14 protein-coding genes and 1 other RNA gene are annotated in these 14,241 nt (G+C 65.6%); 7 read left to right on the forward strand and 8 right to left on the reverse strand.

Annotated features, from left to right (window positions below; all coding sequences use genetic code 11):
* Nucleotides 1-108 precede the first annotated feature (108 nt).
* Nucleotides 109-1,326 carry an MFS transporter gene (locus P0M04_RS14135; RefSeq protein ID WP_259449891.1) on the reverse strand — a complete coding sequence of 406 codons (1,218 nt, stop codon included), beginning with the start codon at nt 1,324-1,326 and terminating at the stop codon, nt 109-111.
* A 75-nt stretch (nt 1,327-1,401) separates the two neighbouring features.
* On the opposite strand from P0M04_RS14135, the gene P0M04_RS14140 reads away from it, so the two are divergent.
* Nucleotides 1,402-2,196, forward strand: a complete 795-nt coding sequence (locus P0M04_RS14140) for an AraC family transcriptional regulator (RefSeq protein ID WP_259449892.1) — start codon at nt 1,402-1,404, stop codon at nt 2,194-2,196.
* Nucleotides 2,197-2,327: 131 nt separating this feature from the next.
* On the opposite strand, the gene P0M04_RS14145 is transcribed toward P0M04_RS14140, so the two are convergent.
* Nucleotides 2,328-2,777: a hypothetical protein gene (locus P0M04_RS14145; protein WP_259449893.1), complete on the reverse strand. Its 450-nt coding sequence runs from the start codon at nt 2,775-2,777 to the stop codon at nt 2,328-2,330.
* 56 nt (nt 2,778-2,833) lie between these two features.
* A complete protein-coding gene (locus tag P0M04_RS14150) occupies nt 2,834-4,510 on the reverse strand; it encodes a serine hydrolase (protein ID WP_259449894.1) in 1,677 nt (558 codons plus the stop codon).
* A gap of 226 nt (nt 4,511-4,736) precedes the next feature.
* Here P0M04_RS14150 and P0M04_RS14155 point away from each other — a divergent pair, with 226 nt between their 5' ends.
* Both P0M04_RS14155 and P0M04_RS14160 read left to right on the forward strand, forming a co-directional pair.
* Complete coding sequence (locus tag P0M04_RS14155) at nt 4,737-6,821, forward strand: TonB-dependent receptor plug domain-containing protein (RefSeq protein WP_259449895.1); 2,085 nt, start codon at nt 4,737-4,739, stop codon at nt 6,819-6,821.
* A 7-nt stretch (nt 6,822-6,828) separates the two neighbouring features.
* Nucleotides 6,829-8,238, forward strand: a complete 1,410-nt coding sequence (locus tag P0M04_RS14160; protein WP_259449896.1) for a serine hydrolase — start codon at nt 6,829-6,831, stop codon at nt 8,236-8,238.
* Here P0M04_RS14160 and P0M04_RS14165 read toward each other — a convergent pair.
* The 3 genes from P0M04_RS14165 to groES form a co-directional block, all read right to left on the reverse strand.
* Nucleotides 8,228-8,650, reverse strand: coding sequence for a hypothetical protein (locus tag P0M04_RS14165; protein WP_259449897.1), 423 nt, complete (start codon nt 8,648-8,650; stop codon nt 8,228-8,230). The two genes, P0M04_RS14160 and P0M04_RS14165, sit on opposite strands and share 11 nt — an antisense overlap.
* Before the next feature lie 133 nt (nt 8,651-8,783).
* On the reverse strand, nt 8,784-10,427 hold the full coding sequence (groL, locus tag P0M04_RS14170; protein WP_259449898.1) for a chaperonin GroEL: 1,644 nt from the start codon (nt 10,425-10,427) through the stop codon (nt 8,784-8,786).
* A gap of 38 nt (nt 10,428-10,465) precedes the next feature.
* A complete protein-coding gene (gene groES, locus P0M04_RS14175) occupies nt 10,466-10,756 on the reverse strand; it encodes a co-chaperone GroES (protein ID WP_056130611.1) in 291 nt (96 codons plus the stop codon).
* Nucleotides 10,757-11,119: 363 nt separating this feature from the next.
* Here groES and P0M04_RS14180 point away from each other — a divergent pair, with 363 nt between their 5' ends.
* The 4 genes from P0M04_RS14180 (at nt 11,120) to P0M04_RS14195 (ending at nt 12,427) form a co-directional block, all read left to right on the forward strand.
* On the forward strand, nt 11,120-11,347 hold the full coding sequence (locus P0M04_RS14180; RefSeq protein WP_259449899.1) for a DUF4403 family protein: 228 nt from the start codon (nt 11,120-11,122) through the stop codon (nt 11,345-11,347).
* Nucleotides 11,344-11,655, forward strand: coding sequence for a cell division protein ZapA (locus tag P0M04_RS14185; RefSeq protein WP_259449900.1), 312 nt, complete (start codon nt 11,344-11,346; stop codon nt 11,653-11,655). The genes P0M04_RS14180 and P0M04_RS14185 overlap by 4 nt, the downstream gene beginning before the upstream one ends.
* Before the next feature lie 44 nt (nt 11,656-11,699).
* A non-coding RNA gene (gene ssrS / locus P0M04_RS14190) (6S RNA) lies at nt 11,700-11,880 on the forward strand.
* A 70-nt stretch (nt 11,881-11,950) separates the two neighbouring features.
* Complete coding sequence (locus P0M04_RS14195; protein WP_259449901.1) at nt 11,951-12,427, forward strand: EVE domain-containing protein; 477 nt, start codon at nt 11,951-11,953, stop codon at nt 12,425-12,427.
* A 99-nt stretch (nt 12,428-12,526) separates the two neighbouring features.
* Here P0M04_RS14195 and lgt read toward each other — a convergent pair whose 3' ends face one another.
* Both lgt and P0M04_RS14205 read right to left on the reverse strand, forming a co-directional pair.
* Nucleotides 12,527-13,339 (reverse strand): prolipoprotein diacylglyceryl transferase, encoded by an 813-nt coding sequence (gene lgt, locus P0M04_RS14200; RefSeq protein WP_259449902.1) that lies wholly within the window; start codon nt 13,337-13,339, stop codon nt 12,527-12,529.
* 1 nt (nt 13,340) lies between these two features.
* On the reverse strand, nt 13,341-14,228 hold the full coding sequence (locus P0M04_RS14205; protein WP_259449903.1) for a LysR family transcriptional regulator: 888 nt from the start codon (nt 14,226-14,228) through the stop codon (nt 13,341-13,343).
* Nucleotides 14,229-14,241: the final 13 nt, after the last annotated feature.

Here is a 14,241-nt window from a genome sequence, read left to right on the forward strand (position 1 = left end):
AAAACCGTCGCCCCCGCGCAGGCGGGGGCCCAAGTTCTGCACGCGTTATCGCAACGCGTGCAAATTGGGTCCCTGCCTTCGCAGGGACGACGCTGTTAAGTGGTGCGGTTATTTACGTGCTTCGATCTTCGGCAACGCCGCCGCCAGTATCCCCAGCAACGGCAGGAACGACGCCAGCCGGTACACCGTCTCGATCCCGGATACGTCCGCCAGATGCCCCATGGCCGCGGCCCCGATGCCGCTCACGCCGAACATCAATCCGAAGAAAATCCCCGCGATCATGCCGACCTTGCCCGGCACGAGCTCCTGCGCGAACACGACGATCGCGGAAAACGCGGACGACATCACGAGCCCGATCACCACCGACAGCACGCCGGTCCAGAACAGGTCCGCATACGGCAGCGCCAGCGTGAACGGCGCGGCGCCGAGGATCGATACCCAGATCACGCGCTTGCGGCCGATGCGGTCGCCGATCGGGCCGCCCGCGAACGTGCCTGCCGCGACGGCCGCGAGGAACACGAACAGGTACAGCTGCGCAGTGCCGACGCCGACGTGGAATTTTTCGATCAGGTAGAACGTGTAATAGCTCGACAGGCTGGCCATGTACACGTATTTCGAGAACACGAGCATCGCTAGTACGGCCAGCGCGCGGATGACGGTCGCGCGCGGCAGTGCCGGACCCGCGTGCGCGGCGGCCTTGCGCGTGACCGTCTTGAGGTGGCTGCCGTACCAGCGCGAGACGCCCACGAGCACGATGACGGCGACGAGGATGAACAGCATGAACCACGCGATACGGCCCTGGCCGCGGCCCACGATGATGGCGGCGGCCAGCAGCGGGCCGAACGCGGAGCCGAGGTTGCCGCCGACCTGGAACAGCGATTGCGCGAAGCCGAAGCGCCCGCCGGACGCGAGCCGCGCCACGCGCGAGGCTTCCGGGTGGAACGTCGACGAGCCGATGCCGATCATGCCCGCAGCCAGCAGCAGCATCGGAAAGGTGCCGGCGACGGCCAGCAGCGCGACGCCCGCCAGCGTCACGCACATCCCGGCCGGCAGCAGGAAGGGGATCGGGCGCTTGTCGGTGTAGAGGCCGATCCATGGCTGCAGCAGCGATGCGGTGCACTGGAACGTCAGTGTGATCAGGCCGACCTGCGTGAAGCTGAGCGCGAACTGCGCTTTCAACAGCGGATAGATCGACGGCAGCACGGCCTGCACGCAATCGTTCAGCAGGTGCACGAAGGCGACGGAAAACAGGATCTGGAGCACGGCCCCGGGCGCGGCGCTGGCCGGCCCGGCGTGCGTTGCGGCGGGCGAGGTTGGCGTGGTCATGATGATCTTCGATGGGAATGGCAGGCCAGTGTAATATCGTCGATTCGAACGCATATTCCATCTTTCGTCGCCGAAGTGACAATCGTTCCTTCTCCCCGCTATCGCCAGAAATTCCGCAAGCTGCCGCGCAGCGTGACGGCCGTGCCGTCCGAAGTGCAGCACGGCGAACTGGTCGAAGCCCACAGCCACCCGTGGGTGCAGCTGCTGTACGCCAGCGAAGGCGTGATGCGCGTGCGCACCGAGCTGGGCGTGTGGATCATCCCGCCGCGCCGGGCACTCCTCATCGCGCCCGGCATCGTGCACGAGCTGACGATGCTCAGCCGCGTCAATATGCGCACGCTGTACATCGAGCCGGACGCGGCGGGCAACCTCGTCGACGGCTGCAAGGTGCTGGAAGTCAGTCCGCTGTTGCGCGAGCTGATCCTGGCGCTGTCGGCGGAGCCCGTCGACTATCCGCCTGGCGGGCGCGGCGAGGCACTGGCGCGGCTGATCCTGTCGGAACTGACCGCGATGGAGACGGTGCCAATCGCCGTCCCGTGGCCGCGCGACCGCCGCCTGCAAGCCCTGTGCACGGACATCATGGCGCATCCGGCCAGCCAGCGCCGGCTCGACGACTACGCGCTCGACGCGGGCGCCAGCGCGCGCACGCTGATCCGGCTGTTTCCCCGCGAGACGGGCCTGCACTACCGCCAGTGGGTACAGCAGGTGCACCTGGCGCACGCGTTCGAGATGCTGGCGCGCGGCGAGAGCGTGGGCAGGATTGCGCAGTCGCTGGGCTATGCGAGCCCGAGCGCGTTCACGAGCATGTTCCGCAAGCTGCTCGGCAAGACGCCGCAGCATTATCTGGCGGAGTGGCGGGCGCGGGTTTGAAGCGATGAAGGGGAGGCGCCGCCGACCGGGGGAGGAGTGGCGCCACCGTTCACGCGAGTTGGCGGTGGAGCTGCACGGTCAGCGGCAGCGTCCACGATAGACGCGTCGGATAGGGGTTGGTTTGTGGCCGATCAATGCGACTTCAGTTCGACGTTGCGGATATTCCGCCGCCATTCGGCCAGCGATTGCACGGAATCATTGTCCAGGTCTTCGACGAGGATCTCGTCGCCCTCGTGCGACACGAGGAAGCTGGCGCGGCGGTGCACGTTCTGCTTGCGGTCTTCCACGAAGCTCAGCTGGTAATACTTCCTGCCTTCGATGACGCGCGGGTTCGGGTCGTCCTCGATGACGGCGCCGTGGGCCGCGCCGTGCGAGCGCTTTTCGATCTGCTCCGACCACGTCTTGAGTTCCGGCAGCGCCAGCAGCGCGGCGATCGCCTGGTCGCGCGTGCGCGTGGGCACGGCCGGGGCCTGGACGGCGGCCGGCTTCGGCGGCGGCGCCGGTTTTTCGCCCTTGCATGCGGCCAGCGCGGCCAGGGCGAAGAGGGTGGCGCTCAGCAGGCGAACGGGGCGTGCGGACATGTCGGCAAGTTGGAAGGGAAAGAACCAGTCTAAACCAACTGGTGTTGCCCGGCAACTTAACGGCTCGGCGACGCCAGTGCGACCCGTGTGAACTGCACGTTGCGCGCCCGGTCCGTGCTCATCGTGAACCCGGTGCAGCCATCGGCGCTGCACTGGTATTTGATCGTGCCGAAGCCCGTAGCATAATCGCGTTCGCCGTTAAAACCGAGCGTGACCGTGCCGCCCGGATAGGTCAGCACGAGGTCGCCGTCCTTGCCGGTGATCGAATACAGGACGTGCAGCTCGTCGCTGTAGAAATCGCCTTCGACTCGCTTCAATTCGGCTGCGGAAGGAATCGGACGTGCGGTGCGGGTGGCGGGAATATCCTGCTCGCCCCAGTGCAGGATGCCGCCCGCGACAATGCCGTCCGGGCCGGGTGGATCGAAGCTGAAGCGGGAGTCCGTCATCCTGGCGAAGAAATCGCGCTCGCTATAGGGAAACGCGGGCATTTTCGGGAATCCCATGCCGAGCGCCATCAGCCGGCCGTTCTCCTTGGTGAAGGTGATCCCCGATTGCGGCGACGTCGCGTAAAAGCCGACCAGCGCATCCAGTCGCGCAGGGTCGAGCCGGATTTCCTTGAACGTTGTCGCGGGTGCCGAGGGGGAGGCCGGCGCCGCGCCCGGTACGCGGTCCAGGACCATGTCGGCGATCCTGCGCACAGTCAGGTCCGTATCGATGTCGGACGTGTTGGCGAACACCATCACCGAAAGATGCTGGTCTGGAAAACGCCACAGCTGGTTGCCATAGCCGCCGGCCATGCCGCTGTGTTCGACCAGCCGCAAGCCACGGTAGGCATGGACAAACAGCCCCGCTGCGTATTCGATCGGCTTGCCGTCATTGAGCACGCCGGTTACCTGCATCTGCCTGACCACGTCCATGCCGCCGACGCGTCCGTCGTAGAAATTGCGGTCCCACAGGGCCAGGTCGCCCATCGTCGTCAACACACCGCCGTCGCCGGCCATCGAGATGTTGACCGGCGCGAACCGGTAGCCGCCGGTGTCGGCGGGCACGTACGACAGGACACGGCCGGGCACGAGGGTGCGGTAGTCCTGCTGGAACAGCGTGTGCGTCATGCCGAGCGGGACGAAGATGCGTTCGCGTGCAAATTCGGGAAACGGTTTGCCGGACACGTGCTCCACGATCCGCGCGAGCAGCACGTAGCCGGTGTTGGAGTAGTCCCATTCCTGGCCGGGTTCGAAGTTGAGTGTGCGCTGGCGCCTGATCAATGCCAGTGCCTTGTCCTCCTCGATGACGTCGCCCGGGCGCAGGCCCGCCATGGCCATCAGGTCGAAGTAGTCGCGCAATCCACTCGTGTGCTGCAACAGGTGGCGGATGGTGATCTTCCTGCCGAAGTCCGGCACGTCGGGCAGGTACATATGGATGTCGTCGTCGAGCGACAGCTTGCCGTCGTGGGCCAGCAGGTGGATGGCAAACGCGGTGAACTGCTTGGACATCGAGCCGATGAAGAACTTGGCGGACGGAGACATCGGCACGCCGCGCTCGATATCCGCCATCCCGTAACGCTTCGTGAACAGCACCTTGCCGTCGCGGATCACGCCGACCACGGCGCCCGGCTTGCCCGGCTGGTTCCACGTGGCGAACAGCGCGTCGATCTGCCGTTCCGGCGACGGGGCGGATTGGGCTGCCGCTGCGGTGGTGGTCAGGAAGGCCGCAAGCAAGGCGATGCGTTTCATGGTGTCGTCCTCGTCGATGTGTTGCGGCCAGTATGGCAGATACTGAACAGAAAATATCAGGCGCAGGCATATATTTTTGCAATTTGATGGAAATAGTAAGTGCTATCCATTGGAAGTAATAATTGCGCATCATGAGAATTGAGTGCTACAGTCCGGCTGACATATTGAACAATTAACCAGCCGGGCTCCCATGTCGCCACGTTGCACCATCCTTGTCACATTGATCGTGTCCGCCTCTGCCTTCGCACAGGACACGCCGCCCGCGCAGGTCGACGTGCGCGGCAAAGTCGCCGACTACGACCCGCGCCGCGACGACACCGCGGCCCGCATCGTCGTCCGCCACGACGACCTCGTGAAATACGGCGACACCAATCTGCTCGACGCGCTCAAGCGGATTCCGGGCGTGATGGTGAACGGCGGCGCCGGACACGGCGGCGAAGTGCGGCTGCAGGGACTGGGCAACGGCTACACGCAGGTGCTCGTCGACGGCGAACGCATGCCGCCCGGCTTCGCGTTCGACACGCTGGCGCCCGATGCCGTCGAGCGCATCGAGGTGCGCCGCGCGGCCAGCGCGGATCTGCCGACCCAGGCCATCGCGGGCACCATCAATATCGTGCTGAAGAAGGTCGTCCGGACGAGAGAACGCGAGTTCAAGGCCGGTATCGAAGCGGGGCGCGACACGCGCAGCCCGAACGCGAGCCTGCGCCTCGCGGACAAGCGCGACCGGTTCTCGTATTCGCTGGCGCTGGCAGCGATGCGCAATGACTTCGACGGCGACGTGCCCGCACGCGAGGAAGGTGTCGACGCTGCCGGCCGCCCGACACTGCTGCGCACGACGGCCAGCCGGGAACACGGCCACTTGACGACGCTAAGCCTCGTGCCCCGGCTCGCGTGGACACTGGACGGCGGCGACACGCTCGCGCTGGAAGGCCTCGCGACATTGAACCGCTTCCGCGTCGGCGTCCGTTCTCCGGTGACGACGTGGCTGGGCGAGATGGCGCCGTATCCGCGCCAGGACATCCGCATGACGAACGACATGGGTTCGATGCGTGCGGCGCTCGAGTGGGTGCACCGGTTCGAAGGCGGCGGCCAGCTGGAGACGAAGTTCAATGCCTCCGGCGGCTATACGGACAACGGCAGCGACCGCGATGCGGGCGGCAATCCGGCCGTCGGCCCGCTCCGTCGGGACATCGGCTCGACGGGCCACGACCGCGACGCCGGCACGACCGGCAAGGCGACCTTGCCGCTGTGGGAAGGCCATGCGCTGGCCATCGGCTGGGATGCCGGCCGCGCGCACCGCGACGACGCGCGCCGCGAACGCGATCCGACGCAGCCCGCGCTCGTGATCCCCAATGGCGACGAACGCTACACGGGCACCGTCACGCGCCTGGCCTTGTACGCGCAGGACGAGTGGCAGGTGACGCCCGCGTGGTCGGCCTATCTCGGCACGCGCTGGGAGGGCGTGCGCATCCGCGCCGACGGCGCCGGCTTCGGCAGCGCGCGGTCGCGCGCGAGCGTGTTCAGTCCCATCGTCCAGACACTCTATAAACTTCCGGGCCGGCGCAACGACCGCGTACGCCTCGCCGTCGCGCGCACGTACAAGGCGCCCGGCATGGAGGCCCTGCTGCCGCACCGCTACACGACCGTCAACAACAGCCAGGTCGAGCCGGACGTGCAGGGCAATCCGGACCTGAAGCCGGAACTGGCGCTCGCCATCGACGCCGCCTACGAACGCGAATGGGCGCCGGGCGCGCTGTTCTCGGTGAGCGCGTCGCAGCGCCGCATCGACGACACGACGCGCAACCTGGTCCGCTTCGACGCGGCCGGCGGGCGCTGGGTGTCGCAGCCGGAAAACGTGGGCAGCGCGACGACGCGCACGCTGCAACTGGAAACGCACTTCCCGCTGCGGACGGTGGAATTGCGCGGCGACGTCGCGCGCAACTGGTCGCACGTCGATGCGGTGCCGGGCCCGGACAACCGGCTCGACCAGCAGGTGCCGCTGTCCGCGAACCTCGGCGCCGACTGGCGGCGCGACCGGTTTGCGGCCGGCGCCAACTTCGGGTTCCGGCAGGGCGGCGTTGTCCGCGTCTCCGCGAACCAGACCGTCTACCTGCACGCGCAGCGCGATCTCGACATCTACGCCTCGTGGAAGCTGGACGCCGGGTCGCAACTGCGCGTGACGGCCGTGAACGTGCTGGGCTCGGACTTCGTCAACGACAGCAGCTATGCGACCATCGACGGCGTGCTGCGCAACCGTATCACCAACGTGCGCCGCCCGAGTGTGCGGGCCGCTTTCGAAACAAAGTTCTGAGCTGACGATGAACCCTCAACGTATTTTTCTGGGCCTGTGCGCCTTCGCCTGGACCCTGCACGCGGCCGCCGACGAACGCATCACCCGCATCGAGAACGGCCTGCGCGAACCGGTTGCCGTGCGCGGCGCGCCCGCGCGCACGATGCGCCTCGTTGACCGCATGCGCGACCTGCACGTGCCCGGCGTGAGCATCGCCGTCATCGACCACGGCCGCATCGTGTGGACGCGGGCGTACGGCGTGGCCGATGTGGAGACCGGCCGCCCGGTGACGCCGGCGACGCTGTTCCAGGCTGCATCGATCAGCAAGCCCGTCGCCGCGGTCGCCACGGTGAAGAGCCGCATCGATCTCGACGCGGACGTGAACACGCGGCTGCGCGGGTGGCGCGTGCCGGAGAACGCGTTCACGGCGCATCAGCCGGTGACGGTGCGCGCTCTGCTGAGCCATACGGCCGGCGTGTCGGACGGGGGCCTGGCCGGCTATCCGGCGACGGCATCGTGTCCCACCTTGCGGCAGGAATTGGAGAAGGCCGCGATCACGTCCGAACCCGGTAGTCGCTATGCGTATTCGAGCCTCGGCTACGGCGTGCTGCAGCAGGTGCTGGTCGATACGACGGGTCGGCCGTTCGATGCGCTGGCGCGTGACACGGTGTTCGCACCTCTCGGCATGCGCGATTCGCTGTTCGCCTCGACGCTGCCCGCCGCGCTGGCGCCGCGCGCGGCAAAAGGGCATGCACTGGACGGCACGCCGATCGCGGGCGGCTGGCATTGCTATCCGGAGGAAGCCGCAGCCGGCCTGTGGACGACGGCGGCCGACCTGGCGCGCTTCGCCATCGCGCTGCAAGACCGCAAACACGCATTCCTGAGCAAGCAGCAGCTCGAGATGCTGTTGACGCCCGTGCGCGGCGATTACGGCCTCGGCTTCGAACTCGGTCACGCGGGCAGGGAACCTGCGTTCCACCACAGCGGTTCGAACGCCGGCTACAAGGCGCAGCTGTGGGCGTACACGCGCACGGGGCAGGGCGCCGTGATCCTGACGAACGGCGACAACGGCGCCAAGCTGATCGCGGAACTCATGGGCGCCATCGCTGCCGAATATGGCTGGGAAGACTGGCGACCCATCGAGCGCGCGGCCGTCCCCGGCAACACGGCGCTGTTCGACCGCTACACGGGCAGCTATGCGGTGTCGAACGTGGTCCTGCGCGTGGAACGTCGCGGCGATGTACTGACCCTGGCCGGTCCGCCGCTCGGCCCGGAACCGGTCGAGCTGATCCCGGCCGGCGACGCCGATTTCTTCGTGCGCGAAAAGGACGCGACCTTGCACTTCGACACGGAGGCCGACGGTAACGTCAATACGCTCACGTTCGTCGACGGCCGGCCGCGCCCGGGCCGGCGCATCGAGCCGGCCGTCAGCCGCTGACCCGCAGCCCGTGCTCGTCGCACCAACGACGCAGCGCCGCCTGCGTTTCCTCGGTGCGGAAGCGCTGCCACGATTCGGTGGCGCCGCGCTCGTCGAGCAGGCGCTCGAAGCCGTCGATGTCTTCGGCGCGGACGAGGTCGCGGATCGCCGCCTGGTCGCCCGCGAGGTGCGCGGCGGCGAAGCGGAACACGAGCTGGTCGCCGATGCCGAGCGTGCTCGCGGGCGGCACGGCCACGTAGTCGCCGTCGCCGTCGCCCGGGTCGGCCGGCATTGGCGCTTCCTCGTCCATGTAGTCGTCGTTGAGCACATGGATCATGCCCGTCGCGCGCGCGACGAGGGCCGTGGCGCGGCCTTCGCCATCGTCGACGACGAGGGCCGCGTGTTCAAGTTCGTCCAGGTTCACTGCCGCCATGGTGCCTCCGCTTGAAGTCGATGCCGCCAGTATGCAGCGGCTGCGGTTCCAGGCTCGCACGGTTCGGCCGGACAAAAGAAAAAGCCCGCAGGGCGCGAACCCTGCGGGCTTCCGGTACGACGGGGTACGGCTATTACATCATGCCGTCCATGCCCATGCCGCCCATGCCGCCCATGCCATGGCCGCCGGCTGCCGGCTTGTCTTCGACGATCTCGGAGACCATGCAGTCGGTGGTCAGCATCAGGCCGGCGATCGACGCTGCGTTCTGCAGAGCCGAGCGGGTGACCTTGGCCGGATCCAGCACGCCTTGTTCGACCATGTCGCCATAGGTGCCGTTCGACGCGTTGTAGCCGTAGTTGCCCTGGCCGTTGATGACGGCGGCGACGACGACCGACGGCTCTTCACCGGCGTTCTGGACGATCATGCGCAGCGGCTCTTCCATGGCGCGCAGGACGATCTTGATACCGGCGTCCTGGTCAGGGTTGTCACCCTTGATGTTCAGCGCGGCACGGGCACGCAGCAGGGCCACGCCGCCGCCCGGAACGATGCCTTCTTCGACGGCAGCGCGGGTGGCGTGCAGCGCGTCTTCCACGCGTGCTTTCTTCTCTTTCATTTCGACTTCGGTTGCGGCACCGACGCGGATCACGGCAACACCGCCGGCCAGCTTGGCCACGCGCTCCTGCAGCTTCTCACGGTCGTAGTCCGAGGTCGCTTCTTCGATCTGGATGCGGATCTGCTTGACGCGCGCTTCGATCGCTTCGGCGGCACCGGCGCCATCGATGATGATGGTGTTTTCCTTGCCGACTTCGATACGCTTGGCCTGGCCCAGTTCGTTCAGCGTGACCTTTTCCAGGGTCAGGCCGACTTCTTCCGCGATCACCTGGCCACCGGTCAGGATGGCGATGTCTTCCAGCATGGCCTTGCGACGGTCGCCGAAGCCCGGTGCTTTCACTGCAACGGTCTTCAGGATGCCGCGGATGTTGTTGACGACCAGGGTCGCCAGCGCTTCGCCTTCGATGTCTTCGGCGACGATGACCAGCGGACGGCCAGCCTTGGCGACTTGTTCCAGCACCGGCAGCAGGTCACGGATGTTCGAGATCTTCTTGTCGCACAGCAGGACGAACGGGCTCTCGTGAACGGCAACCTGCTTGTCCGGGTTGTTGATGAAGTACGGCGACAGGTAGCCGCGGTCGAATTGCATACCTTCGACGATGTCCAGCTCGTCGTTCAGCGACTTGCCGTCTTCGACGGTGATGACGCCTTCCTTGCCGACTTTTTCCATCGCTTCAGCGATGCGCTCGCCGACGGACGAATCCGAGTTGGCCGAGATGGTACCGACTTGTGCGATCTCTTTCGAGGTCGTGGTCGGCTTGGCGATCTTCTTCAGTTCTTCGACGGTGGCGGCGACGGCCTTGTCGATGCCGCGCTTCAGGTCCATCGGGTTCATGCCGGCGGCAACGAACTTCATGCCTTCGCGGACGATGGCTTGTGCCAGCACGGTCGCGGTGGTGGTGCCGTCACCGGCGTTGTCGCTGGTCTTCGACGCGACTTCTTTCACCATCTGCGCGCCCATGTTCATGAGCTTGTCTTTCAGTTCGATCTCTTTGGCGACCGAGACACCGTCCTTGGTGACGGTCGGGGCGCCGAACGAACGTTCCAGCACGACGTTGCGGCCTTTCGGGCCCAGGGTGACCTTGACTGCGTTGGCCAGGATATTGACACCCTCGACCATCTTGGCGCGTGCTACGTCGCCGAACACTACATCTTTAGCTGCCATATTTGATTCTCCGATTTTTCAGGAAGTTATTGGACGAATTACTGGGCCACGACGGCCATGATGTCTTCTTCGCGCATGACCAGCAGCTCTTCGCCGTTGACCTTGACGGCCTGGCCCGAGTACTTGCCGAACAGGACGCGGTCGCCGACTTTCACTTCCAGCGGACGAACGTTGCCGTTCTCCTGCACTTTGCCGTTGCCGACGGCCAGCACTTCACCTTGGTCCGGCTTCTCGGCCGCCGCATCGGGGATGATCAGGCCGGATGCGGTCTTGGTTTCCTGGTCGAGACGCTTCACGATCACGCGATCGTGCAATGGGCGAAGGTTCATGCAAAACTCCTTTTAGTTGGTTTGACGAGCTATCCAGGGTCCGCAGCCGGCCATCCTGGGATCGACCGGCTGCGGGGTAGAAAGGTTTGTTAGCACTCTCTACTAACGAGTGCTAATTATAGGGACGATAATTTGGCATTTCAAGCCACAGTGTTCGGGTTTTAACCGACTTTTTTGCGGTTTCGCAACCGATTCGGACGGGGAGGGACAATGCGGAGGGCGCGCCGCCGGGTGCGAGACCGGGCGGCGGTTGATGAACGCATAAGCATGTGAGGGTAACATCTATCGTCCATCACAGGGCGCACGTTCGCACAAGAGCGCGCGCCTGTTGACGAAAAATTCAAGACGATCCTATAGTTACGGATGATTTCCGAATTCCAAGACCTCTCCGATAAGATCGACCGGCTCGCCCAGTTGACCCAGGCGCTGCGCAGCGAGAACTACTTGCTGCGCCAGGCGAACACCTTGCTCAGCGCGGAAAACGTCGACTTCAAGAACCGGCTGATCGCGGCCCAGCAGCGCGTCGAAGCCCTGCTGGCGCACCTCGAACCCGCTCCCGAAACGACCGACGACGCCGAGGCCGCCCAATGATCCAGCTCGACGTGAACATCATGGGCATGCCGTATCGCCTGGCCTGCCGCGACGGCGAAGAAAAAACACTGCGCGAAGCCGTGGCCTATCTCGACGGCAAAATGTGCGCTTTGCGCGACTCGGGCAAGGTGAAGGGCACGGACCGCATTGCCGTGATGGCGGCGCTGTCGGTGGCGGCCGAATTCCTGTCCGTGAAAGCGCCGCAGGGCCCCTTGTCCGACCTGACGATCCTGGAAGTCAAGCAGAAACTCGAGGCGATGCACACGGTGTTGGATGCCGCACTCTCGGCCGACCAAAACCTGGCCTGAGCCTAAAAACGTTTGACATGCCCGGCCATCGTAGTAAACTGCCGTCTACCCTGCGGTGTTCGAGATTTGCCATATATTCCTTGAACCATTCTTTCGCATAGGTTGTGGAACATGTTTGGTGGGCGCGATCGTCGCTAGTTCGACGAACCCGAAATTGAACTGACTACGACCACCTTGAGCCATCAGGTTCGGGATGCCGGCAAAAACGGCACAGGCGGGGATATATTCCAAAGCGGTTGCGTACGATAAGTTCGCAGCCGCTTTTTCATTGGTGCTTCCGAATGGAGATCCGCGCATGCGTTACTGGTTGATGAAATCCGAACCCGATGAAGTGAGTTTCGCCGATGTCCTCGCGGCCCCCGGCAAGACGGTCGCCTGGTTCGGCGTGCGCAACTACCAGGCCCGCAATTTCATGCGCGACCAGATGGAAGTCGGTGACGGCGTCCTGTTTTATCACTCCAGTTGCGCCGTGCCGGGCGTCGCGGGCATCGCTCGCGTTGCTAGCGGGGCCTATCCGGATGCATCGCAATTCGATCCAGACAGCCACTATTTCGATCCGAAGGCGACGCGCGAGCAGCCGCGCTGGATCTCCGTCGACGTGACGGCGGTGGCGGAGGGGCGTTATCTGCCGCTCACCGAGATGCGCGGGGTGGCGGCGCTGGAAGACATGGTGCTGCTGCAGAAGGGCAGCCGGTTGTCCATTTCGCCCGTTACAAAAGGGCAGTGGGACAAGGTGCTGGAGTTGATGGGTGTGTCTATCTCGGCCACGTAACTCGAACCGTCGCCCCTGCGAAGGCAGGGGCCCAATTTTGCGTGCGTTGGCGATACGCGTGCAAATTGGATCCCCGCCTGCGCGGGGACGACGTGGTATTCAAGCGTGCACGGCGCGTTTATTTGAACCGGAATACGCCCACCCCAGCATGATCAGCCCCGCCACGATCATCGGCAGCGACAACACCTGCCCCGACGTGATCGGCATCCCCATCACATGCGTCTCCCAATCGGGCACGCGGAAATACTCCGTGAAGAATCGCGCGCAGCCGTACAGCAGCGTGTAGAGCGCACCGACGGCGAGGCGCGGCCGCGGCTTGCGCGCGAACAGCCACATGATCACGAAGACGAGAAGGCCGTCCACGAGCATCTGATACAGCGGCGACGGATGGCGCGGGCCTTCCACGCCCGGCCACAGCATCGCCCACGGCAGGTTCGGGTCGGCCAGGCGGCCCGGCAGTTCGTGGTTGATGAAATTGCCGAGGCGGCCGCACGCGTAGCCGATGGGGACCATCGGCGCGATGAAATCGTACACGTCGATCAGGTTGCGGCCGCGCTTCCTCGCCCACAGCGCCATCGCGATCAGCACGCCGAGGAAGCCGCCGTGATACGACATGCCGCCGTGCCAGGTCATGAAGATCTCGGCCGGATGCGAGAAATAGTAGGCGGGCTGGTAGAACAGCACTTCGCCGAGGCGGCCGCCGATCACCACGCCCAGCATCCCGTAGAACAGCATGTCGTCGAGGTCGGCGTTGGTCCAGCCCTGCGCCTGCACGTGGGCCTGGGTCTTGATGCGGACGCGGCCCAGCAGGATGAACAGGGCGAAGGCGACCACGTACATGATCCCGTACCAGTGGATGTCGACGGGGCCGATGCTGAAGGCGACCGGATTGGGATTCGGGTGAACGAGCATATTAAATTGTCCTCAGTAGTTCCAGGAAGCCCTTGAGCACCGGCGAAGGATTATCGCGGCGCCATGCGATGCCGGTCTCGACCAGTGGGGTCGCGTCGGCGAGGGCACGGTATTCTACGCCCGGCCGCATCAGGTTCGACACGGATTGTGGCACAAGTGCCAACCCCATGCCGGCTGAGACGAGACTGACGATGGTCTGCATCTGGATCGCCTGCTGGCCGATGGCCGGCGTGATGCCGGCTTCACGGAAGCAGGACAGGATCGCGTCGTGCAGCGCGGGCGAGATCTCGCGGGGGAACACAATCAAGGGGAGAGGGGGCAGGTTGCGCAGCGCGACGGGGCCCTTCCTGCGCAGCAGGCCCGCGGGCGCGCACAGGATCAGGGGCTCGTCCAGCACCTTCATGTAATCGAGCCCGGCGCGCGCGCGGTCGGGCAGCGGGGGAATCAGCAAACCGGCGTCGATGCGGCCGCGCAGCAGCTCGTCCACCTGCACGTCCGACGTCGCTTCCTGCAGCACGAGTTGCACACCCGGATAGCGTTCGCTGTAGCGGCGCAGGAACGGCGGCAGCACGCTGTAGTCGGCCGACGTGATGAACGCGAGCGCCAGCCGTCCCGCTTCTCCGCTGGCCGCGCGCCGCGCCAGGTCGGGCAGCAGGGCCGCCTCGGACAGGATGCGGCGGGCTTCGGGCAGCAGGGCGCTGCCGGCCGGCGTCAGCGCGACCGTGCGCCGGTTGCGCAGGAACAGCGCGGTGCCGAGGCCGTCTTCCAGCGCGGCGATCGCCTGCGACAGCGGCGGCTGCGTCATGTGCAGGCGCGCGGCGGCGCGGCCGAAGTGCAATTCCTCGGCCACGGTGACGAAGTAGCGCAGCTGGCGCAATTCCAGGTTCATCGTATGGGTGACG

The organism is Telluria mixta (assembly GCF_029223865.1).
Taxonomy (GTDB): Bacteria; Pseudomonadota; Gammaproteobacteria; order Burkholderiales; family Burkholderiaceae_D; genus Telluria; species Telluria mixta.

Excerpts from the sequence above, each read along its gene's own strand:
- P0M04_RS14135 (WP_259449891.1), bottom strand. The coding sequence starts at position 1,326 with ATGACCACGCCAACCTCGCCCGCCGCAACGCACGCCGGGCCGGCCAGC.
- P0M04_RS14145 (WP_259449893.1), bottom strand. The coding sequence starts at position 2,777 with ATGTCCGCACGCCCCGTTCGCCTGCTGAGCGCCACCCTCTTCGCCCTG.
- P0M04_RS14150 (WP_259449894.1), bottom strand. The coding sequence starts at position 4,510 with ATGAAACGCATCGCCTTGCTTGCGGCCTTCCTGACCACCACCGCAGCG.
- P0M04_RS14160 (WP_259449896.1), top strand. The coding sequence starts at position 6,829 with ATGAACCCTCAACGTATTTTTCTGGGCCTGTGCGCCTTCGCCTGGACC.
- P0M04_RS14165 (WP_259449897.1), bottom strand. The coding sequence starts at position 8,650 with ATGGCGGCAGTGAACCTGGACGAACTTGAACACGCGGCCCTCGTCGTC.
- groL (WP_259449898.1), bottom strand. The coding sequence starts at position 10,427 with ATGGCAGCTAAAGATGTAGTGTTCGGCGACGTAGCACGCGCCAAGATG.
- groES (WP_056130611.1), bottom strand. The coding sequence starts at position 10,756 with ATGAACCTTCGCCCATTGCACGATCGCGTGATCGTGAAGCGTCTCGAC.
- P0M04_RS14180 (WP_259449899.1), top strand. The coding sequence starts at position 11,120 with ATGATTTCCGAATTCCAAGACCTCTCCGATAAGATCGACCGGCTCGCC.
- P0M04_RS14185 (WP_259449900.1), top strand. The coding sequence starts at position 11,344 with ATGATCCAGCTCGACGTGAACATCATGGGCATGCCGTATCGCCTGGCC.
- P0M04_RS14195 (WP_259449901.1), top strand. The coding sequence starts at position 11,951 with ATGCGTTACTGGTTGATGAAATCCGAACCCGATGAAGTGAGTTTCGCC.
- lgt (WP_259449902.1), bottom strand. The coding sequence starts at position 13,339 with ATGCTCGTTCACCCGAATCCCAATCCGGTCGCCTTCAGCATCGGCCCC.
- P0M04_RS14205 (WP_259449903.1), bottom strand. The coding sequence starts at position 14,228 with ATGAACCTGGAATTGCGCCAGCTGCGCTACTTCGTCACCGTGGCCGAG.